This window comes from Sphingobium sp. TB-6, from assembly GCF_012927365.1.
Lineage (GTDB): Bacteria > Pseudomonadota > Alphaproteobacteria > Sphingomonadales > Sphingomonadaceae > Sphingobium.
Genome location: NZ_JABBGL010000017.1, coordinates 1 through 20,215, shown reverse-complemented (window position 1 = coordinate 20,215; position 20,215 = coordinate 1). Strand labels below are relative to the sequence as shown.

General features: G+C 61.1%; 16 protein-coding genes. 6 read left to right on the top strand and 10 right to left on the bottom strand.

Annotation, left to right across the window (positions count from 1 at the left end):
- Positions 1-97 precede the first annotated feature (97 nt).
- On the bottom strand, positions 98-796 hold the full coding sequence (locus HHL26_RS18690; RefSeq protein WP_226869717.1) for a hypothetical protein: 699 nt from the start codon (positions 794-796) through the stop codon (positions 98-100).
- On the opposite strand from HHL26_RS18690, the gene HHL26_RS18685 reads away from it, so the two are divergent.
- The 5 genes from HHL26_RS18685 to HHL26_RS18665 all read left to right on the top strand — a co-directional run bounded on the left by HHL26_RS18685 (position 795) and on the right by HHL26_RS18665 (position 7,472).
- Complete coding sequence (locus HHL26_RS18685) at positions 795-4,061, top strand: error-prone DNA polymerase (protein WP_061939990.1); 3,267 nt, start codon at positions 795-797, stop codon at positions 4,059-4,061. The genes HHL26_RS18690 and HHL26_RS18685 overlap by 2 nt on opposite strands.
- Positions 4,062-4,141: 80 nt before the next feature.
- A complete protein-coding gene (locus tag HHL26_RS18680) occupies positions 4,142-4,417 on the top strand; it encodes a type II toxin-antitoxin system Phd/YefM family antitoxin (protein ID WP_061939988.1) in 276 nt (91 codons plus the stop codon).
- A complete protein-coding gene (locus HHL26_RS18675; RefSeq protein WP_061939986.1) occupies positions 4,414-4,752 on the top strand; it encodes a type II toxin-antitoxin system RelE/ParE family toxin in 339 nt (112 codons plus the stop codon). Before HHL26_RS18680 ends, HHL26_RS18675 begins: the two co-directional genes overlap by 4 nt.
- 253 nt (positions 4,753-5,005) lie before the next feature.
- Positions 5,006-5,704, top strand: a complete 699-nt coding sequence (locus HHL26_RS18670) for a hypothetical protein (protein WP_061939984.1) — start codon at positions 5,006-5,008, stop codon at positions 5,702-5,704.
- A gap of 448 nt (positions 5,705-6,152) precedes the next feature.
- Positions 6,153-7,472 (top strand): hypothetical protein, encoded by a 1,320-nt coding sequence (locus HHL26_RS18665; protein WP_061939982.1) that lies wholly within the window; start codon positions 6,153-6,155, stop codon positions 7,470-7,472.
- 273 nt (positions 7,473-7,745) lie between these two features.
- Here HHL26_RS18665 and HHL26_RS18660 read toward each other — a convergent pair whose 3' ends face one another.
- The gene (locus HHL26_RS18660; RefSeq protein ID WP_061939980.1) at positions 7,746-8,096 is read right to left on the bottom strand and encodes a helix-turn-helix transcriptional regulator; all 351 of its coding nucleotides are present in this window, start codon (positions 8,094-8,096) and stop codon (positions 7,746-7,748) included.
- 47 nt (positions 8,097-8,143) lie between these two features.
- Between HHL26_RS18660 and HHL26_RS18655 the strand changes: the two genes are divergently transcribed.
- Entirely contained in the window at positions 8,144-8,626 is a 483-nt protein-coding gene (locus HHL26_RS18655; protein ID WP_061939978.1) for an NADAR family protein, read from the top strand.
- Here HHL26_RS18655 and HHL26_RS18650 read toward each other — a convergent pair.
- From HHL26_RS18650 to HHL26_RS18615, 8 genes are all read right to left on the bottom strand, one after another.
- A complete protein-coding gene (locus HHL26_RS18650; RefSeq protein WP_061939976.1) occupies positions 8,590-9,555 on the bottom strand; it encodes a PfkB family carbohydrate kinase in 966 nt (321 codons plus the stop codon). The genes HHL26_RS18655 and HHL26_RS18650 overlap by 37 nt on opposite strands.
- 23 nt (positions 9,556-9,578) lie before the next feature.
- Positions 9,579-11,519: an HAD hydrolase family protein gene (locus HHL26_RS18645; protein WP_061939974.1), complete on the bottom strand. Its 1,941-nt coding sequence runs from the start codon at positions 11,517-11,519 to the stop codon at positions 9,579-9,581.
- Positions 11,516-12,604, bottom strand: a complete 1,089-nt coding sequence (locus tag HHL26_RS18640) for a hypothetical protein (RefSeq protein WP_061939972.1) — start codon at positions 12,602-12,604, stop codon at positions 11,516-11,518. The genes HHL26_RS18645 and HHL26_RS18640 overlap by 4 nt, the downstream gene beginning before the upstream one ends.
- Entirely contained in the window at positions 12,597-14,516 is a 1,920-nt protein-coding gene (locus HHL26_RS18635) for a hypothetical protein (RefSeq protein ID WP_061939970.1), read from the bottom strand. The genes HHL26_RS18640 and HHL26_RS18635 overlap by 8 nt, the downstream gene beginning before the upstream one ends.
- Before the next feature lie 5 nt (positions 14,517-14,521).
- Positions 14,522-15,682 carry a hypothetical protein gene (locus tag HHL26_RS18630; protein ID WP_061939967.1) on the bottom strand — a complete coding sequence of 387 codons (1,161 nt, stop codon included), beginning with the start codon at positions 15,680-15,682 and terminating at the stop codon, positions 14,522-14,524.
- Between the two features lie 141 nt (positions 15,683-15,823).
- Complete coding sequence (locus HHL26_RS18625; protein WP_061939965.1) at positions 15,824-16,030, bottom strand: hypothetical protein; 207 nt, start codon at positions 16,028-16,030, stop codon at positions 15,824-15,826.
- Between the two features lie 65 nt (positions 16,031-16,095).
- Positions 16,096-17,514: a UvrD-helicase domain-containing protein gene (locus tag HHL26_RS18620; protein WP_061939963.1), complete on the bottom strand. Its 1,419-nt coding sequence runs from the start codon at positions 17,512-17,514 to the stop codon at positions 16,096-16,098.
- Entirely contained in the window at positions 17,504-19,210 is a 1,707-nt protein-coding gene (locus HHL26_RS18615) for an ATP-binding protein (RefSeq protein WP_061939961.1), read from the bottom strand. Before HHL26_RS18615 ends, HHL26_RS18620 begins: the two co-directional genes overlap by 11 nt.
- Positions 19,211-20,215: the final 1,005 nt, after the last annotated feature.

Genomic DNA, 20,215 nt, shown 5'->3' with positions numbered 1-20,215 from the left:
TGCTTCATTAAAGAGCGTGCACGGGAATGATGGAGATGCTGGCTGTAAGCCATGAATGAAAATCGGTATAACGCGGGTCTTACCGAATGGACGTGGTTCAGCTGTCAGCTCTCCACTGATCCAGCTTAGCATCGTATTTCCTGCGGGCAGCAACGATGGCGGTTTCGAGCTTTGCCTGTTCCTTCTTTCCCGCAGTCCGCAAGCGCGTGATTTCCTCTTTCAGCCCGGCGCGCTGATCTTCCAGTTCCGCGACTTTCGCATCGAGCGCCTGTTGCTGCGCCTCCAACTTCTGCTCGGCCGTATCGAGGGCCGCTCGGCTTGGACGAGGGCGGGGTTTCTTCGCGCGACGCGGTGGCGCGGCTGTAGTGTCCGGCTTCTTGCTGTCGGGTTTTGCTGGTGGTTTCGATTTCGCGAGCGCTGCAAAATGCTGCTCGGTGCTGCCGCGCGGCACCTTGATCACCGTTCCGGGCTGCGCAAGCGGTGCCTTCATGAGCTTAGCATCGGTCACCTGCTCCGCGACACCGCGTGCGAAAAGATTGCTGTCGGCGCCCCAGGCTTCGAGCGCCTTCTTCTGGCTGGGCGCGGCAATATAGGCGTCGTGGAAACCGATCGGGGTCCGGAACACCTTGAGTTTGGCCGCCATTAGTACGTTTCCTCGCTTGCTGTCGATGACTGGGGCGCTGGCATCTGAACGCGTTGCGACGATTATAGGCTGCATCAGCGATTGACTCATGGCGTTATGGAACAAATAGCGAACAATATGCGCTATGATGTGAGAATCGGCAGGTGCCGCCATGCGATATGCTGAACTCCAATGCGCCTCGCATTTCTCCTTCCTGCGCGGTGCGTCGAGCTGTGAGGAGCTGTTCACCCAGGCGGAAGCCTGTGGCCTCGATGCCCTTGCCATTACCGATCGCAACAGCCTGGCCGGGATCGTGCGGGCCCATGAGGCGGCGAAGGTCACCGGCGTCCGGCTGATCGTCGGCTGTCGGATCGACCTTGCCGACGGTCAGTCGCTACTGGTCTATCCCATCGACCGATCTGGCTATGGCCACCTCTGCCGACTGCTCAGCCGCGGCAAGAAACGGGGCGGGAAGGGCAAATGCATCCTCGGCTGGGACGATGTCGCGGATTTTGCCGAAGGGCTGCTCGCCATATTGTTGCCCGGCGAGGTGGAGGAAGCCGAGGCCGTGATCGGGCGCTTCGCCAAACTCTTTGCCGGACGGGGCTATCTGGCGCTGACCCTGCGCCGGCGGCCGGGCGATCAGTTGCGACTCCATAATCTCTCCAATCTCGCTGCACGGCATGCGGTGCCGACAGTGATCACCGGCGATGTCCTCTATCACCATCCGCATCGCCGTGTGTTGCAGGAGGTCATGACCTGCACCCGTCATCGCTGCACCATTGATGAGCTTGGCGCCCGGCGTGAGCTTTATGCCGACCGCTATCTGATGCCGGCTGCAGAAATGCACCGCCTCTACGGTCGCTATCCCCAGGCGCTGGCCCGGACGCTGGAGATTGCCGAGCGCTGCCGCTTCTCACTCGACGAGCTCAAATATCAATATCCGCAGGAAGTGAGCATCGCGGGCCAGACGCCGCAGGCGGCGCTGGAGCAGATGAGCTGGGAGGCGGCAAAGGCCCGTTATCCGGAGGGCGTGCCCGACAAGGTCGCGCGCCTGCTGCGCCACGAGCTGGGGCTGATCGCCGAGCTTGGTTATGCGCCCTATTTCCTGACGGTGAACTCCATCGTCCGTTTCGCGCGTAGCCGGGACATTCTCTGCCAGGGGCGGGGCTCGGCCGCCAACAGTGCGGTCTGCTATGTGCTGGGTATCACCTCGATCGACCCCGAACGCTCCGACCTGTTGTTTGAGAGGTTCATCAGCCAGGAGCGCAAAGAGCCGCCCGATATCGACGTCGACTTCGAGCATGAGCGGCGCGAGATCGTCATGCAATGGGTGTTCGACACCTATGGCCGTGACCATAGCGCGCTCTGTTCGACCGTCATCCGCTACCGCGCCAAGGGCGCGATCAAGGATGTCGGCAAGGCGCTGGGCCTTTCCGAAGATCTGATCAAGGCGCTGTCGAGCCAGGTCTGGGGCTGGAGCGAGGAGGGGGTTCAGGAGCGCCATGCCGAGGAATTGAACCTCAACCTCTCCGACCGGCGATTGCGGCTGGCGCTGGACCTCGCGCGCGAGTTGATCGGCACGCCCCGCCATCTCTCTCAGCATCCCGGCGGCTTTGTCCTTACCCATGACCGGCTCGACGAATTGGTGCCGATCGAGCCCGCCGCTATGGCGGACCGGCAGGTCATCGAATGGGACAAAGACGACATAGATGCCTTGAAATTCATGAAGGTCGATTGCCTGGCGCTGGGCATGCTGACGGCCATGAAGCGCGGGTTCGATTTTCTGGAGCAGCATAAGGGCATCCGCATGGACCTGGCCTCCATTCCACCCGAAGATCCGCGTACCTATGCCATGATCCGCGCCGCCGACACGCTGGGCGCGTTCCAGATCGAGAGCCGGGCGCAGATGGCGATGCTCCCCCATATCAAGCCGCGCACCTTCTATGATCTGGTGATCGAGGTGGCGATCGTGCGGCCCGGCCCCATCCAGGGCGATATGGTCCATCCCTATCTGCGCCGGCGGGCGGGGAAGGAGAAGGTCGAATATCCCAAGCCCGAACTGGAAAAGGTGCTGGGCAAGACGTTGGGCGTCCCGCTGTTTCAGGAACAGGCGATGCGGGTAGCAATCGAATGCGCAGGCTTCACAGCGTCCGAGGCCGATCAGCTGCGGCGCGCCATGGCGACGTTCAAGTTCACCGGCGGTGTGTCGAAGTTCAAGGAAAAGCTGGTCAGCGGCATGGTCGAGCGCGGTTACACCGCCGAGTTTGCCGAGAAGACCTTCGGTCAGCTGGAGGGTTTTGGCAGCTATGGCTTCCCGGAAAGCCATGCGGCCTCCTTTGCGCTGATCGCCTATGCGTCCTGCTGGCTCAAATGCTGGCATCCCGAGGTGTTCTGCGCGAGCCTGCTCAATTCGCAGCCCATGGGTTTCTATGCGCCGGCCCAGATTGTGGCCGATGCCCGCGCCCATCGGGTCGAGGTGCGCCCGGTCTGCGTCAATGCATCACGCTGGGATTGTACGCTGGAGCCGACCACTGGCGACCGGTTCGCTGTGCGGCTGGGCATGCGGATGGTGCGGGGGCTTAAGGAAACAGACGCCGCCCGAATCATCGCGGCGCGGGCGGATGAGCCATTCATGAGCGTAGAGGAGCTATGGCGCCGGGCAGGCGTGGGATCGGGCGCCCTCAATCGACTCGCTGAAGCCGATGCCTTTCGGGGCGCCATGCGCATTGCCCGGCGGGAAGCGCTCTGGGCGATCAAGGCGCTGCGTGACGAGCAACTGCCGCTGTTTGCTGCCGCTGACACGCGGGAAAACGGGTTCGTACAGGAGATTGTCGAGCAGGCCGTTGCCCTGCGGCCGATGAGCGAAGGGAGAGAGGTGGTCGAGGATTATGGCCATGTTGGCGTTACGTTGCGCCAGCATCCGGTGTCGTTCCTGCGAGAGGAATTACAGCGGCAGAAGATGGTACCGTGCAGCACGCTCGATACGACCAAGGAGGGCCGCTACATCTGGCTGGCCGGGCTGGTGCTGGTGCGCCAGCGACCGGGGTCGGCCAAGGGGGTCATGTTCATTACCATTGAGGATGAGAGCGGGATCGCCAATCTCATTATCTGGCCGCGCATGTTTGAACAGAACCGGCGGATCGTCATGGGTGCGCGTATGCTCGGGCTGTACGGGCAGGTGCAGCGGGAGGGCGAGGTTGTGCATGTTATCGCGAAGAAGCTGGTCGACCTATCGCCATTGCTGGGATCTTTGGGGCAAAGAGGGGAGGCGTTTCCTCTTCCCTACGGCCGCGGCGATGGGGCGCGGAGCGGCGGAGGACCTGATCCCAGGGATAGTTCAGCAAGGCAGCCAGCCGCGCGTGATATTCTCGTGCGCGACTTGCATATCGATCATGTGCGAGAGCGACCGCTGGTGAAAAGTCGGAATTTTCAGTAACCGCCAAAGTTGCACCGGCCTTGCGATATCCTCACGGGCGGACTATATTTGGTTCGAATTTAGTCCACGAAGGTCATGCCATGCGATATTCGAGCCAGGTGAAGCCGATCAGCTATCTAAAGGCCAATGCTGCTGAGGTGCTGCTTGACCTCGCAGAACGGCGTCAGCCACTGGTGATTACGCAGAATGGCGAAGCCAAAGCCGTCATCCAGGATGTCGCGTCCTTTGAGGAAACGCAGGAGGCGTTGGCGCTTCTCAAGCTGCTCGCGATCGGTAACCAGGATATCGAAGCAGGGCGGACAAAGGCTGCGCGATCGGTGATTGCCCGGCTTAAGAAGAAGGCAGCGCCCAATTGACGAAGGCTGGGAGGTTTGAGGTTGAACTCACCCGGGGTGCGGAAGACGATCTCGAAGCCATTTTCGATTATCTCTCCGAGCACCGATCGCGTGCTGACGCCGACGCGCTCCTTGATGCATTTGCGGGGAAGATCGAAGCGCTGAAACAGTTTCCGATGCGCGGCAGCGTACCGAAGGAATTGGAGGGGTTCGGGATCAAGGAGTTTAGACAGCTTCTCCTTCATCCATATCGGCTGATCTACCGAGTGGCTGGGAACCGTGTATTTATTCTCCTCATTGCAGATGGTCGGCGGGATATGCAGGCCCTGTTGGAACGCCGACTGTTGGGACGATAGGTCCATGAAATGCGTAACCTGGAGGTCTGATTTCAGGTCAACATGGGGACCTTCGCGACGGTCGGCTTCAAAACGCGGCGCCCTCGATTGCAGACGTCAGGCGAGAGCGAACGCGCCGTCCGTTCAAGCCGACAAAGTAGTCCTTGGCGGCGTGGACTTGCCTTACCGAAACCGGTCATCCATCCATCGTTGTTTTGTGGGGTTGGATCGCAGCTTTCGGGGGAAAGCCGCGCGGAAAGACGGCGAACGCCAGATGAACCAGCATAACCTGATGGTTTCGGTGCTCACCGCCGCGGGCGGTGAGCCGATCGAGAGTCACACGAGACCCGGCTATACGGGCAAGATCGCAGATATCCTGTTCCCGGCGGACGATGTGATCGTCGAGGTTAAGTCGCTCACCACAGATCGGGCCGCATCGGACGAGACGTCGGAGGCGGTTGGCGAGATGTTTTTGCGCAATACGCATATGGGAGCACCGGTAATATCCGGCACTGTGACGGTGAGGTTGCACGATCTGCCGCCCGCGATCGCCATGAACACGCTGCGGATCGCTGGCAAAAGGGTCTTGGCGGAGGCGAAGGCCGCGAACGCGCAGCTCAAAGCGACGAAGGCTGCGCTGGGTCGGCCAGAGGCGATGGGGCTGCTGGCACTGATCACCCCGCCTTTTCGGCTGGATCGGCATTCGATCGTGGCCCTGGTGGGAGACGCGATGCGTGACAATCGGTGCCGCTCCATCGATCAACTCTTCCTGGTCGAAACCCCTCTCGCGGCGCCGGAGCCTTATCGGCGGTGGGGAAACAGCTTCATGTCTTTGCATTCGCGACCCGATGGCGATCGCATCCTACCGCAGCATCTCGCCGAAGCGATCGGACGCGCCTGGGGCGAGATCACCGGACAACCGGCGGGCCCGGGGAATGAAGAGGACTATCACCGCTTCGGAGCGACGTCCTGAACCGCCGACAGAGCTGACATTCAGGGCATTCGACGCGCGCCCTGAAAGCGGTCCCCTTCATAAATCTAGCTCTTAAAACACCATGCCTCCGGTAAATACGGTTCCATCCGAGGTGTTGGCGATCCTGTCTATGGCGTGCGGGGTCAGCAGTCCCAAGCAACTGTTCAGGGTTGTGACCGATGCGGAAGGGGCCCGTGCGCCCTACAGGCTCCAGACCCTCAGGGGGGGGGCTCCCTTCCACAGCCTACTTCATATCATCATATCATCAGACAGGGGGAACGATCACCGCCCGCTGGAGCGCAGTCGCCCAGCCTGCCACGCGAGAGTTCCGGTCGACGCTAACGGCTTTTCCACACTTATTTTCCGTGCTTTAACGCAGAATCCGCTGCTTGGCGGTTCCTTCAGCACGATGTCGTCCGGTTGCCGCGACATAAAAGAGAGTTCGAAGATGCTTGAGCGACTGTCGGATCTGGACGAGCTAATCCTGCGGTGCCGGACGGATGAGGCCCGGGAACATATCGCGGAAGCGGTCGCGTCCTATCGGGGCGGCGCCTATCGCGCGACGATCGTCATGAGCTGGATCGCCGTGGTCTTCGATCTGATGGACAAGGTCCGAGACCTTAGTATTGGCGGGGAGGCGGCGGCGAGTAGGATTCTCGAAACTTTCGAGATCTACCAGCAGCAGATTCATTCGGGCGCGCAGCAGGCGACGAAGCAGGCGCTAGAATTCGAACGGGAGATTCTGCAAAAGGTTTTCAACGACCTTTCCTTGATCGACGCGCAGCAACTGACAGATCTCGAGCGTCTGCGTGAGGACCGCCACCGCTGCGCCCATCCATCGTTCAACCGCGTCGGTGAAGCCTTCCGCCCTCCCGCTGAACTGGCGCGGCTGCACCTGCGTAATGCGATCGCGCACGTACTCAGCCAACCGCCCGTTCAGGGAAAGGCGGCGCTTGAGGCCCTCAAGACCCTCGTCTCGTCAGCCTATTTCCCGACCGATCTCGCCAAGGCAAAGACCCAGCTGGCCAGCAGCGCTCTGGGCCACCCGACGCCCACGCTGGTCAAGAATTTCATCGACGCCCTGATCTTCGGCTATATCGAACTCGACGATGGCTTCCACCAACTGCCGCAGGCGCTCACCGCCTTGACCATCGTGGCCGACACGCACAGGGGTATTGCGGAACCCAGAATTGGCCAGCAGTTCCGAAAGATCTTTCACAAGGCCAATGACGAGGAACTGCCGACCGCTGTGGCGTTCGTTGCCGCGTGGCCGGCAGCATGGGATCTGCTCGATGCAGCGAATCGCGACCGCGTGACTCATTTCATCGAAGGCGCCGACTACAATGAAATCGAGCCTAGTTTTCCGTTTCTTGTGCATATCCCAGACCTGGTGCCGCAGCTCAAGGAGCGTCTGCTGGATTTCAACACCAACCAGCTGGCCGCTTTGCTGGCCGAGGAAGGCCTGCGCCCCATCGTTGTCGATGCGATTATCGCGCGTTATCTCAAATCCAACACTTACAACCACGCCAGGATCAGGCGGACAAGGCTGCTCCTGCCAGTGCTCGATCATCTGACGCCCGACCATATCGGCTACCTCGTCACCAAGGCCGCCGAGAACGACCAAGTCTATGATGAGACCGGCTTTCCACGGCTGCTCAACCGCATCGCGAAACTGAACATAATTCCCTTTGCCGCTTACAAGGTGCTCGTTGAGGGAAGCGGCTTCACGGACGTACTCGACGAGGAAGAGGAGAGCGACGAAACCTAGGTCAGACGACCGGATCTAGGCGGCCAGAGTACGACGTGTATCGCCGACACAGCGGACGTTGAGCCTAAAGATGAACGTCCTCGAAAGATGGCGGCGTACGTACACTAGAAGCCGATGCCCTAATCTCCTGATGAGATCGATGAGAATTGCCTATGTGGGCTCTTTGGCTGCCTTGCGCAATGCGGCGAGCGTATCTTCTGTCGCCATCATATCGTCGACCCGAAGACGGCGGGCTCGCTCGCTGAAGGCCGCTTCGGCGCAAGCGACCCGCGCTTAGTTGGCCCGAACCTTGAGATCGGCGATCGCATCCAGCATGCGGGAGATAACCTGCGCGCCCTCGGGCGTGTCGTCCCATATCTTGCGCATGCTCGACATCGCCTGCGCCCATTCCGGCGCCATGCTCGACTGTTGTGGCTCCAAGCGCGGAACCCGGATTTCCAGCGCCTTGCAGACTTGCACGACGTTGTGGCTGAATGTCTTGAAATGCCCCTCGCAGATCCGGCTGACCTGACTCGGATGGACGAGCGAAATTCTCCCTAATTCCGCGTAGCTTAGTCCTTTCTCTGCGCGCGCAGCAACGATTTTCGCCTTCAGGTCATCAAGCTGCTTGATTGTCGGCTTCATGCAAATTAGCATGCATATAACAAATTAAATTTGCAAGGAGGTTTCGAGTGGACGAAATTCGGTTCTACCGGGCCAGCGAGAAGCCCTATGGCGCCTTCAGCAACCTATATCGTCGCGAGGTGGAATTCGAGGGCGAGGCGTTCGCCACCAGCGAGCATGCGTACCAGGCGGGCAAGGCGCGCAAGCCTGAGGTCCGTAAGTGGCTGCTGGCGGCGCCGTCGCCAGCGCTGCTAGCAATGGCGGCGCACGGCCTATATTATTGGGATGTGGCCCCTGGCTGGTCTACCTCGAAGTTTGACCGCATGCGGGCTGTGCTCAGGGCGAAGTTCACCCAGCACGCGGATCTTCGCGACCTGCTGCTATCGACGGGCGACGCCCGCCTTGTCGAATCGGCTACGGTGGACAATGACGTCAACCGGCTCTGGGGCGAAGTAAACGGCGCGGGCAAGAACATGCTCGGCGTGCTGCTGATGGAGATACGGGACGAACTCCGTCAGGAGGACGAATGTTGCCTCGTCGCCGCTGAATAGGCCTTTGACGGCACGCGCAGGACTTCGCGGGCATAGTTGGGGCCGCAATGCTTGAAGAGGCCGCGTGCGCCGACAAAGGCGCAGTTTTCGGCGGCTAGTCGTTGACCAGCGACTATACCCTCGATCAGCACTGTAGTGCTGAGGTCGTTCGCTTGGAGGCCGGACGAGAGCATCCAGTCGATGACGCCAACGCTCACCATGTCGCCCGAACCGCAGGTATCGAGTACCGCTGGCGCACTTATCGCCGAACACCACACGGCCTGGTCGTCATGGCGGATTTCAAGACCTGCTGCACCGTGCGTGACGATCCGCACACAGTCATGATGCAGGTCCGCCAGGCGCTCGCCAAGCCTGTCGACAGAATATTTGAGGATGGAGACGAGGCCTAGCGCCTCATCGAACAGGTCGTCTTGCTCGACGTCCGAGGGCTCGAAGAAGATGATTGCACCTGAGCGCCGGGCAGCCTTCATGGCTTCCAGGATGCTCTCCGACAGCCGGTCGGCGTAGAAGACGCTGCACTGGGTGAGGATGTGGAGCGCGGAGGCCACCTCGCTCTGTCCGATCGGAACGTAGCGCGGAAGATCCTCGCTCGTCTCGGGGCAGACGAAGGTGAAATCGTGATGGCCCGACGCCGTGTCCAACTCCTGGGCGATGATCGGCGAGCGCGTGCCCGATTGGCGATGGATGTGATCTACGACCGCGCCGGCCTCGACGAACTCCGCGAGCAGTTGCCCGCCCTCATCGTCGTCGCCGAGCATCAGCAGCGGAACGACATTCCGATGCAACATCGCGAGCGACAGGAGTACATTCCCGCATGAGCCTCCCAGCGCTTCGTCGGTCAGGTCGCCATCGGCGTAGATCCTGTCTAGGACGGTCAGTCCTGTGCCAGCTACGTCGAAGCGGTACTGAAGAGAAGTCGCGGTAGTCATGTTCTTGCTATGTACTCCTTGGGTCATCGACTGTCTAGCGACAGCGAAGCTGTGTCGAGGCGAATCTCGCCAGACGTACATTGTACCAGAGCGGCCAACAGTTTGAGAAGGGCCTCCGGTCCCGTTATAGTGCCGCCGAACAGCGACCAGCAACCGTTTGGCGCGCCGCAGACTTCGCCGACGCTAACGCCGTGCGGATGCGAGAGCAGCGCGTGGTCGTTGCCCGAAGCGGCGCCACTATCCCCGAAGCACAGGATTGCTGTCCCTGGGCGTGCCACGTCGCGGACCGCCTCGACGACAGCCGCTTTGCTCGATGACGAGGGAACGATGTCGAAGCTGTGTCCGGACGCCGATATCCTTACCTCGCCGGTCGCGATTAGGGGGCACGCAGCAAGATCGAGCGCGAATCGGTACGGGTGTTTCAGGCGGTGCATGTCCACACTGATCTGCACTGGCCCTGCCTTGAATTTTTTCTCAAGGAAGAGGTCGTTCCGTTTCTCCAGCCACGAGGCGGTGGCGGCGATAGCTGCGCTCTGCGCGGGCGGATCCAGCTCGATCTGGACGTCAGCGGTGCTGATATATCCGCCGTTATAGTAGCCGATGACCATTAAGGAGAGGAGGTCTGCGGGAAGTACCTTGCGAAGATCGTCTCCGACAGAGCCGCCTCTCCCGGTTGCGATCCCCAGTTTCAAGCCCGCCCGGTGCAGCCGGACCAGCTCGTCGACAATTCTCTGATCGGGCAAATCATATCGCCCGTCGGTCGTCACTATGGTCCCGTCATAGTCAAAGACCGCACCGCCAATGTCCGCTTCTTCGAGTGTTCGCAACCGCTCGCTGCCAATTGACGCAAGGCTGGGCTGTTCGGGATACGACGCATCGGCCTTCGCCATTGCCGCGCGTTTGTGACGTAGCCGAGGCGGAAGGTTATGGGCCAGCTTTTCGAGGGATCGGTCGTCGTAGATCGCACGGCCAAATTCGCCGATACCGGGTTTGCCGGGATCGATGCCCAGGGTTTCGCCGATGGCCTCGACCAACGAGAGCCCGTCGATCAGGGCGAGCAGGTTCTCGAGCCTACCGCAACGGCCGTGGTCGACCGCCGTGCGCCGCAAACCATCTGGAAGCACATCGTCGATCGCCGCCCAAGACGCGCGGGACGTACTCCCTGTGAGCGCAAGTACGACCGTGTCGTTGGCCCGATGGTGAAGCCACGCATGCCGTCCGTGGGCGAGATTGCGAAAGTCGGTCGTTTGCACGGGGCAGAGCGTAGCTTCCCAAAGGGACGTGTCGAGCAGCGATGCGACGGGCCGCAACAGCGGATCGGCGGCGATGATCAGGGTGTCGCTGGTCCGAAAGCCCGCCCATTGGTCCACAAGATGGCTGCGTTCACTAATGTCGCGAGCCCCGGTCAGTCGGCCCGCGATCTGTTCGAGGGGCGCAGGGCTTGATGCGGGTTCGCGAGACGCCATCGCACTGGCGAGCAGAAGGCCGACGGTCATCGCAAGAAGCGAGTGCGTCGCGAGATATCCATCCTTGAGGTCTGCGACTGGAACAACATGCACCGCACCGCCGACTTGCCTCACGATCGCCGCGGCGGCGCCATCAGGGTTGCGCGTAACGAGGTTGAGATCAACGCAGGCGCGGTCGATGACCGCCTGCGCCGCCGCGGTCACATCGGGGTTGTCTCCGCCAGCGCTGAAGAGCCACACTTGGGTGGACTTGAGAGAATGATGATCGGTAACCGCGTGCATAGGCGTGGCGACCGACGTCGGCCCCAGTCCGAGCGAGTCTCGGCATCGTACGAAATATTCGGCTGCGACGACCGAACCGCCGGATCCGATCGCCAAGGCGTGACCACAGTTTCCCCGCATGAGCGATGTCGCGATCGGGGCGGGATCGAAATCGGCAAAAAGGTCGAGAGTGGCGGGCAGCGCATCGAGCTTGGAACTGAACCTGGGCGTGCTCATTCTTCGCTATAGCCCGCGTACAAGGGCCCCGACAGGACGAGGTGCACCATCATGTCCGGAGGATCGCTTGGTGACGGCTTCGCCGCGCTGAAGTCGTAGCTTTCCGTCTCGACATATTGCACCGACATGCCGTGTTCGATGGCGGCCATCATCGCCCCTGCCGCCAGCACCTTGCTGCCCAAGGGCGAGAGTACCATACGGGGGTCATAGGTCCCTTCCATTGTCCGGTCGATCCGTTGCTTCAGGGTGGACAGGGTTCGGTAGCAGTCGAGAGGGTTCTTCTCGGACGCGTAGACGATGTCGCGGGGGTCTATCTCCCATTCATCGACGAGCTCGGTCTGGAACTCGGTGAGGAGATCGTCGGCGCGGCGCGGATTCCGAGCGGGAAAGGGCAGCACCGGACATATCTTGTACCAGTTCCCGCTCGATGCACCGATCTGCGTCAGGGTGGAGGCTCTGCCCCGCGCGAGCTGCGGTATCCAGACCGGGGCAACTTCGAGCGCGCTCATCCCGACGTCGGGTGCGAAGCCCTTGACCGGACTAATGCGGCTCGACGGGACGCTGGATATTTGGTCGTCCAGTTCCGGGTTCGACACGATCATCAGGTGGAAGGCGCGATTGCCGTCCTCCTCGCATTCCTCGAGGAGGAGCTTGGCTGCCGGAAAGCCAATTCCGATGGAAAGCGCGCTAAGATCCAGAATTACGTCCGTGACGTCGGCCGGGATCGGGTTGGCAAGAATCTCCGAGACCAGTCGGGCACCCCCAACAGGAGCACCGTCGTCTGCGAATACCGGCAGCACGAAAACCTTGGAGGCCGGAACAATGGCCTTTAACGCCGTCTCGTTCGCATCCGCGCGTTTTACGAGCTCGTCGGTCGCGCCTGGACGTTCCTCACGAATGTAGTAGGCGGATAACCGCTCGTCGAGCGTGTCCGCTAGCAACTGGGACACGCGCTGCGAACGCGGATCGAACCCGGCGGCTGCAACCAGCAAGACGCGGCGTGATGGATCGGCGAAATAATCCCGGATGAACGAAGCGACGTCGTCGTCGAAGTTCGTGATGCAGTTTGACCAATGTTCACGCATCGGCCAGCCCCGCTGCGTCGCGTAGATATCCCACTCGCCTTTCGAGGAATCCGCCTCGATTATAGGTCAGGCCGTGGACGAGGCTCACCGTGCCGGTCAGCTCGATCAGCGTCCAAAGCTTGCCGCCCTGACCGTAATCACGTTCGATCGTTATCGCTCCGTTCGCGATGGCGTGCTTCAGCACCGCGCCCAACTCATCATCCAGCGACAGGGCCTGCATTTCGTCTTCCAGGATACCGATCGCGTTGGCGCCGGCCCCTAGGGGCGCGTTCGGGAGCAGAGATTCGGCAAGGCAGTCCTTCGCGATATGATCAACCATGGCGCGCACCCGGGAGGCGTGCGGGAAAGCCCAGCCATCCATGATCGCGCGCGCCTTGTCGGAGAGCACCTTCTGCTGGGTCTTGGCTGGCAGAGGAAGATCTTCGTTGCGGATCGCGCGGGTCTCGATGTTCGCGACGAGCGCGCCGGCGAACTGCAGAAAGATTTCGGCATTTTCGTTACTGGCGTCGCAAATATCATCAATCCCGAAATGGAACGGACGTCCTAGTTCGTGGTAGAGGTGCAGGCGGGCGCCGTGCGCGACGTCTGCGTCTGCCTTCAACGGTGTTTTCGGCTCGGGATCGAAATCTTCGAAGAGGGACGGCGCGGACCGTGCAATGCGCACAGCATAACGGTGGATAAGGATGCGCACCATCGCGAGCGCCACCTCCGGCCCATGGTCGTATGAGCGCGAGCGTTTCAGATAATCGGCGACGATTGCGTCGATCTCCTCCCGACGGGAGGCGGCAACGCCACGTTTGGCCTGCTCGCGTGCGATTTTCTCAGTGAGTGACCGCAATTGAGCCGGGGTTACGGTTGGCGGCTCGGAGGGAAGAAGGCGCTCGATGTCGGTCGCCCCCCGGTTGCGAAGCGCCTCGACAAGCGGGAGGTACCGCTTCGCCATGTCCTTGGCCATCGTTCGGAACTGCCGCCGAGCGGCATCCTTCTTGCCGTCTTCGACCACCTGCATGCGGATGTCGACGAAATCGCGGCCCTGCGAGCGCCCGTGGGATGGCTGCGCGCCGGGAGAGCGGAGCACCGCGCCGGGACTCAGGGCGTCGAGGCGCATCATCATCCATCTGCCGAACTTCATCTCGCGATGCGACAAAGTCTCGAACATCTCCTCAAGCTGATCGTGATGAAGCGCGTGAACGTCGTCCAGCATCACCAGCGGCGTCACTTCGATGGGCTCGCCGTCCCATTCGATTCTGATCCGTTGAATGGCGTCGAACGGCGCGTAGGGGGCTGTTGCATCCTCTGGCAGATCGCTGAGCTTCGGTGGCCGCAGGCCAGCGCCGATCGAGTAGATCGCCCGCTGGACGGCGAGGGCGCGGTCGCGGACGCCCTGGGCAGTTAAGCCGCCGATTTGCTCAAGATGAGCCTCGTACGAAGCCCGCGGCACGAAGGTTATACCATCGAGGTCTCGGGTTCGGTTGGCCGTGAGGTTCCGGATGAGGCCGAGCATCGCGCGGGCCTGGACTAGCCAGAAGGCGAGCTTGGTCTTTACGGCGTTCTCGTACGGCAGTTCCCAGAACTCGCGATACTCGGATTCCATCGGTACGCGCACGGCGGCGATATGGGGGATGGCATTCTGGAGGAAGCCAGCCTCGGCGAGAGCGGCAGCCAGGGTACGATTGGTGGCGTTCGTTCTGTCCTTGAGGATCGCCTCGACCATCCTGAACTCGGCGAGCGTCGCAAGCATAGTCTTGCCGCTTCCGGGCGAGCCGATGATGCGAACCGGCACCTCGAACATATCGTCCTTATGCTTGTTCTTGGCGAGGAACGTCGTGAGCGGCGACGGGCTGACGATTGACAGGAACGATGCGTCGTCTCGGACATACTCGGTTGCCCGGCGGAGGAAGGGGTTTGCCATTCTGCTTATCCGTGGCGATCGCGGCGCAGGAACAAGGGCCGCATGGGCGGGCCCTGCGTTCCCTCGGTGTCGGCCCAGAGGATGGATATCGAATTGTTGGGAGTGTTGTGCTCGAGGACCAGGGGGAGCGCGCAGTTCGCATATCCGTACTTCATGTCGGTCTGCCCGGCCTCCCTGCAGTGTTTCTCGAGCCGCATGAAGAGCTCATCATCGTAGTAGGTATCGCACAGCCCGAGATAGGATGTGTCGCTTGAGTTGGCAGCGAGCATTGTGCCGGTCGCGGCATCTGCAGCGCCGATGCGCAGATCGCCCGGTAGCCTCAGACCCTCCGTTATGAACGCTGTCCCATAGCTGCGACTGGAAAGTTTGATCGCTGCCTCGGCGATCCGGCCTTCGAGCGCCTCTCTCGCCTGGGCGGTGGATATATAGTGATGGATATGCAGTGTATAGCCGTCTGCCAGCGGGAAGTCGTTCTTGAGTTGGGCTCGCGCGTTTGCGACGATCTTTTCGAACTTGGCGAGTTTTCCCTTCGCTTCCCCGCCTTCGGGAAAGCGTATGAAGGTGGTGCCCGAGGCGGTGAAGTCGTCGATCAGATAGACATCGTCGAAGCGGGCGTCCGCGGACTTAAGGTCGTCCTTCAGGTCTTTGCCAAGGCCCCGCCATTTTTCATCATCGACGTTCATCATCGGCACGACCTGTTCCTGGGACAAGCGCCCGGAGTTGGCGCGTCGCAGGACGTCGATACGGCTTCCGTCGCTCAGCCCGACAAAGAGACAGCGACGCAGTCGATCGGAGAATGCGTTCGCGCCCTCCTTCGTCGCCCAGACCTCGTAGGGCTTGATGCCCATTGTGTTGGCGACTGCCTTGCGCAGATAGGGCGTCACCACCTCGGGGATGAAGGTCTCGATCACGCGCTGCATCTCGGCGGTCGAGATATAGACTAGGCGCCGCCGAACCAGGGCGTAAGCTGTCTCGCGGTCCGCCGGGTCGAAGTGGCGCAGCCATGAAACTAGGCTCTCCAGAAACCGTACGCCTGCGCGGAAATCGGAATAGCCGTCATACTTCATCGAGGACATCAGGCGCAACCAGGCATATTCCCTGGTCGCGCGCTCATTATCCCAAGCCATGACGGTAGCGATCAAATTGAGGGCAAGCGTATTGATCATTGGGAGGCGCCCGCGCTCGCTTCAAAATGAAGAACGGCCCGTCGCTGCGCGCTCGTGAACTGAAACTGGTTGATAATCATTGCCCCTCTAGCAAGAAACTGCCTCGCCGATCGCGCCCGATCAAGCGTTACCATCACGAGATCAATCAGATTCGCCAAGATCGCTCATTTTCTCCTCGATTTCTATCACGTAGCCGTCGCCTTGGTTGGCGCGGGATGACAGCACGACAGATTGAAACCGATCAATGTCGGCGTCGGAATCTCTCACGGGCCGAAAAGACGCTCTGCCGTCCCTGCGATCCACCCGGAAATTGGTGTTGTCCTCGATCAGATCGCCGATGTGGCTCAACCTCGTCCTCCAGTTTCACGCGCAGATTTAAGCGGGCGCAATGATATTCCTTCGGTCGGCAGGTCTCACCCGGGCGTCAGCCGCGCGGTCCGCGAGCAGACTATGAGCCTTTTCGCGCCGCGCGTCATCGCGACATAGAGGTGTCGTCGATCCATTTCGCCGGGATCGAGGATGACTGCGGTGTCCGCCTCCAGCCCTTTGAGCAGCAGAGTGCTGCCGACGGTGCGTTTTGCGAGCGGCCTGCCGATCAAGCGCGATCGCTCACGTTCCTGAATGGCTGCAGCGGCGGGCGAGAGGCCGGGGTTGTCGCCGCAATTCTTGAGCAGGCGCAGGGCGCCGCGCAGGATCGCGGGGCGGTGGGTGCGGACCCCCTGTTCCCGCCCAATTTCAACGAGCAGGTCTGCCGCCGTTCGATAGCACGGCGTTTCAGCTAATCTAATGGCTGCCGATTCGACAGCTGAAGCTGGCTGCCGCTCGCGTCCCGCGCGCAGGGTGACGACCCGGTTCAGCAGGTTGGTACCGCCGGTATTGGTCATGACCGATCCCGCAAATGATATAAGATGCTGCAGCAAACCCGCGGATGTAAAGTCGAGGCCATCCCCAAATGTAATGAGATCGCGCATGTCGACATTCTCTACCGTGACAGCACCGTGGATCTGACTGGCAAATTGTCTTTGGCCGGCAGGGTTTCGGGAATCAGCGATAATAAGAACCTTCTCTCCATCTGCTGCGGCTACGGCACCCGCCCTTAGGCGGCGCTGGTGGTCCTCGCTCCCATCGAGGTGAACCCAGGACACATTGGCGGGCGCCGCAGAGAGATCGACTCCGTGCCCGGCGATCAGGGCATGGCGTACATCGAGGAGGTAGCGTCCGAAGGTTGCCTCGCCTGCATACATCCAGCGCCAGGGGGCGGTGAGCTCAGCTGCGATGGGAAAATGCGCGCAGACCTGTTGTTCCCAGTTGGCGAGAGCATTGCCCTGAAAACCGAAGATCGCCTGCATGGGATCGCCCAGGACGCAGGTGCGCAGGCTTTGCGCTGCATAGTAGACGATCGCGTGCTGGACCTCGGAGCAATCCTGATACTCGTCGACGATCATGCGATCGTAGGTGGCTGCCAGCACGTCGTTGATATGCCCATCGCGCAGCAAGGTCCCCGCCGCCTGCCTGATTGCCGGATAATGTAATCTTGGGTTTGCAATCGTGAGAATGGCCGGGTCGTGTCCGCCCCGCTTGGGGAACAGCGTCAGGAGCCGCATGCACCAGCCATCGATGGTCGCCAGGCGATAGTGTGAGGGGACAACGCCAGCTTTGTCGAGGCGGGCCCGCAGAGCAGCGACCCCTGCATTCGTATGGGTGAGGACAAGAATGGGTTTAGCGCCGACATGCCGGGTCAGGGCCTGCGCGATAAGATGGGTCTTGCCGCAACCAGCGGGCGCGGTGACCGTGCCGCGATCGATTGCAAGGAGGTCGATGTCAGACACCATGGCACCAATCGAACAAGGCCGCGATGTTGCCGCGGAAGTCGGCGCTCATGTTCTGGAAGTCGGGACCGATGATGTCGCGGGCGGCATCCTCCATCCAGCTTACTGTCTTGAACCAAGCGTTCTTTTTCCCCTTTGCCGCAGTGGCTAGGGTCTGGCGGCTCCACGGCGTGACCGGTCCTCGGCAAACCGCGAGGGCAAGCGCGTTCTGCGATGCGGCGCGGATATGTTCATCGATCAATCCTTCGCCGTGGAGTTCGACCGCGCGCTCGAGGAGTTGATGGACGGCGGTATCGCTCACACCCAGGAAGATCGCCTGTTCGAGCGCTTGCCCAGCCGCCCATTTGAAGAGCCGCCCGTTCTGAAACGTAAACAGCGCTTCCTCGCCGACATCGGGCTGAACGTCGTCGTCGCGCAGTGTCGCGATACGGAAGCCAAGGTTAAGCAGGACGTTGGCGCGGCCATAGATCTTGTTGACGCCCCCGGCATCGACCAATGCTACGCCGCGGGCATTGAGCGAGGTAGCGCCCTGCGCTGCAAAGCACAGATCCAATCCGCGCATCAGCCCAACCTCGCTGGCGCCTTCGCAGACGAGCACCGAATGCGAGAGAAAAGCTTCCGGATGCACGCGGATTGTCCCCTGGATCTGGTCGCCGGCGCCGACCAGATCCAGCTTGTGGCCGGCTGCGAGCTTGCGCAAGACCCACAGCTGGTCGCCTCGCAGCTCGCGTAGCGCTACGGGAGAATGCGTCGTCAGGAAGGCTTGGATGGGCGGCGGGTTTTCCTTCGCGCCGATCGACCCCAGAAGGCGGATGATCCGGTGGGGCTCCAGGCCATGCTCGAGCTCGTCGATCAGGAGTACGCTCGACTCTTGGGCCGCCCTGCGCTGAAGCCCAGCTACCAGTAGGCGTGTTGATCCTACACCGAGCGCGCGCAGCGGTATGCCATCGTCACCGTGGAGGGCGACAGTACCGCCGCTAAAGGACACGGAATGGGCATCGAGCATCGCCTTCAACTTTTCGCCGGCGGGAATGCCGAGTTCTCGGGCGGTATCGGCGACGATCTTCAGCGTCTCGCCAAGCTGGGCATCGGCTAGATCGCCAAAGGCCTTGCGGGCGTCTCGCGCAGCACTAGCGAGGGCCGCTGACGTATCGGCCTTTTCGTCGGTGAGGCGGTTGAGTACCGAACCGCGCCGCCAGGCCAAGTTGCTTTCCGCGAGCGCGCCGATCCGGGTGGGCGACAAGCGCATGCGGTCGCCCCAGGTCAGATTCCGCGAGAGGCCTTGCGCGTGGGCGCGATCGGACACGAGCGTCCAGACGGGATCGAGATCACTGCCGACCGACAGCTTGATCGTCAGGACCGTTTCCTTCCCGGCTTCGGGTTCATCGTCGATGATCCCGTTTGCAGGATCGAAGCTACGAACATAGGCGCCGTATGTGTCGATGCTCTTCAGGGCATCGGATAGGTCGCCGATCGTGATGCTGATCGAAATTGGCGCTGTCACGTTGAGGGCGTGGAAATCGGCGTCGGTGAACGGCGCACTCCGACGCGCTCCGAGACACAGGTCGATCGCGTCTAGGACAGAGGATTTGCCTCCGTCGCCCGGGCCGATCAGGCAATTGATCCCGGCGCTGGGAAACCAATCCAGCTTCTGGATGCAGCGAAAATTTCTGATTCCGATGTGGCGAATCCGCGCCATTGCTCCCTCCTGCAATTGAGAAGGCATTAACCCTTGAAGTAAATGCTGGCCAGTGCGACCAGCCAAATACAATTCAGAAAAGACACGTTGCAACAGTGGCTTGCATTCTGAAACCCGTTGCGCTGGCTGCCGGCGGCTACACCTTCGGCAAGGAAAACGGTGCCGGGATGCGTCGAAGATCGCTGACCGTCAGGGCTTCCCTCCAGATTCATCACCACCCCGAAGCGGAGGCTCCCGATTGCACGCCAGGACAGCCGAAATTAAGCTCTGCGCTGATTACGCGCCCCTTCTCGCAAAATCGCGTGATAAAAATCACCCACTAGGATGCTATAACAAACTGAATTTTTGTAAAATCTTCGGGCGAGGGATCGAACCCTCCACCCAACCTTGACAAGGTTTCCGCCCAAAGTCTGCTTCGGGTGCCAGGATCTAGGGCGCTCATACCCGCTCGGGCGCGGATGCTGACGTTCGGCGTCGATCAGCTGGAACGGCAGATGTCGCTTCTCCGCGCTCCGAAGGAGACGTTCCGGATCGTCCAACAAAGCGGACATGATGACCGGCCTGAGCGCGGCAATGAGATGTCCGCTACCGGCGAGCGAAATTTGGCACTTGAGCGGCAAGGAAGGGTCGACCTTTGCACATCGCTCCGTGCAGAAATAAGCCGACGACAGAGCAAGGGCTGCGTGAAATTTCCTACAGACCGGCGATACCTCTAGGGTGAGGCCCCACTATTTTCGTTAGATGGGGTGGGGACAGTGACGTAGTAGCCCGTGGATCTCGGTCGAAGGTATGTCGGCTCCGACGGTGCGCTCACCGGGTTGGGAAATTGCGGCTTTTGCACGGTTCACGCTTGTGGCTCACCGACTCTCCCCTTGGATCTGAGGATCAGCGTGCAATAGGCACCCCCTTCGTGGGGTGATCGGCGTGCAAAAAGGACCCCTTCATCCCGGGGATTTAGTCGGCCGACTGGTTTTGATCAGTTGGCGAGAACGGGATGTTGATCGT

Bases quoted from the DNA above. Each gene is read 5' to 3' on its own strand.
- HHL26_RS18635 (WP_061939970.1), bottom strand. From the start codon at position 14,516: ATGGCAAACCCCTTCCTCCGCCGGGCAACCGAGTATGTCCGAGACGAC.
- HHL26_RS18640 (WP_061939972.1), bottom strand. From the start codon at position 12,604: ATGCGTGAACATTGGTCAAACTGCATCACGAACTTCGACGACGACGTC.
- HHL26_RS18615 (WP_061939961.1), bottom strand. From the start codon at position 19,210: ATGGCGCGGATTCGCCACATCGGAATCAGAAATTTTCGCTGCATCCAG.
- HHL26_RS18630 (WP_061939967.1), bottom strand. From the start codon at position 15,682: ATGATCAATACGCTTGCCCTCAATTTGATCGCTACCGTCATGGCTTGG.
- HHL26_RS18620 (WP_061939963.1), bottom strand. From the start codon at position 17,514: ATGGTGTCTGACATCGACCTCCTTGCAATCGATCGCGGCACGGTCACC.
- HHL26_RS18685 (WP_061939990.1), top strand. From the start codon at position 795: ATGCGATATGCTGAACTCCAATGCGCCTCGCATTTCTCCTTCCTGCGC.
- HHL26_RS18690 (WP_226869717.1), bottom strand. From the start codon at position 796: ATGGCGGCACCTGCCGATTCTCACATCATAGCGCATATTGTTCGCTAT.
- HHL26_RS18665 (WP_061939982.1), top strand. From the start codon at position 6,153: ATGCTTGAGCGACTGTCGGATCTGGACGAGCTAATCCTGCGGTGCCGG.
- HHL26_RS18645 (WP_061939974.1), bottom strand. From the start codon at position 11,519: ATGAGCACGCCCAGGTTCAGTTCCAAGCTCGATGCGCTGCCCGCCACT.
- HHL26_RS18670 (WP_061939984.1), top strand. From the start codon at position 5,006: ATGAACCAGCATAACCTGATGGTTTCGGTGCTCACCGCCGCGGGCGGT.
- HHL26_RS18660 (WP_061939980.1), bottom strand. From the start codon at position 8,096: ATGAAGCCGACAATCAAGCAGCTTGATGACCTGAAGGCGAAAATCGTT.
- HHL26_RS18650 (WP_061939976.1), bottom strand. From the start codon at position 9,555: ATGACTACCGCGACTTCTCTTCAGTACCGCTTCGACGTAGCTGGCACA.
- HHL26_RS18680 (WP_061939988.1), top strand. From the start codon at position 4,142: ATGCGATATTCGAGCCAGGTGAAGCCGATCAGCTATCTAAAGGCCAAT.